Raw genomic sequence first — 1,153 nt, 5'->3', positions numbered from 1 at the left:
TGTTGCACCCGTTGCTCCTGCTACTCCTGTTGCACCCGTTGCTCCTGCTACTCCTGTTGCACCCGTTGCTCCTGCTACTCCTGTTGCACCCGTTGCTCCTGCTACTCCTGTGGCTCCAGCTGCTCCTGTTTCACCTGTTGCTCCTGCTACTCCCGTTGCACCGGTTGCACCCGTAGCTCCTGCTACTCCTGTGGCTCCAGTTGCTCCTGCTACTCCCGTTGCTCCTGTTTCACCTGTTTCACCTGTAGCTCCTGCTACTCCCGTTGCACCTGTTGCTCCTGCTACTCCTGTTGCACCCGTTGCTCCTGCTACTCCCGTTGCACCCGTTGCTCCTGCTACTCCTGTGGCTCCAGTTGCTCCTGTTTCACCTGTTGCTCCTGCTACTCCTGTTGCTCCAGTTGCTCCTGATTCACCTGTTGCTCCTGCTACTCCCGTTGCACCCGTTGCTCCTGCTCCCCCTGTTGCTCCCGTTGCTCCTGTTTCACCTGTTGCTCCTGCTACTCCCGTTGCACCCGTTGCTCCTGCTACTCCCGTTGCTCCTGCTACTCCAGTTGCTCCAGTTGCTCCTTGAGCCCCTGTTGCCCCTTGTGCTCCCGTTGCTCCTTGTGCTCCTGTTGCTCCTGTTTCACCTGTTGCTCCACCCGTTGGTCCTGGTGCTCCTGTAACTCCTGTAGCACCTGTCGCACCTGTTGCTCCTGTTGCTCCCGTTACTCCTGTTGCTCCTGTAACACCTGTAACACCTGTCGCACCTGTAACTCCTGTTGCTCCTCCGGGTGGCCCTGTCGCTCCTGTAGCACCCGTTGCACCAGTTGCTCCTGTAGCTCCTGTTACTCCTGTAGCTCCTATCGAACCTGTTGCTCCGGTAACACCCGTAACTCCTGCAGTTCCTGAAGTTCCTGTTGCACCTGTCGAACCTGTTGCTCCGGTAACACCCGTAACTCCTGCAGTTCCTGGAGCTCCTGTTGCACCTGTCGAACCCATTGCTCCGGTAACACCCGTAACTCCTGCAGTTCCTGGAGTTCCTGTTGCACCTGTCGAACCTGTTGCTCCGGTAACACCCGTAACTCCTGCAGTTCCTGGAGCTCCTGTTGCACCTGTCGAACCCGTTGCTCCGGTAACACCCGTAACTCCTGCAGTTCCTGGAGCACCTGTT

General features: G+C 57.8%; 1 protein-coding gene. It reads right to left on the bottom strand.

Annotated elements, in window-relative coordinates:
- The coding region (locus AC58PQ_RS29550) for a hypothetical protein (RefSeq protein WP_497247965.1) at positions 1 to 1,153 on the bottom strand (1,153 nt) is incomplete at both ends.

It is taken from the genome of Paenibacillus sp. J22P143, assembly GCF_059692035.1.
This window is presented reverse-complemented; position numbering and strand designations above follow the sequence as displayed.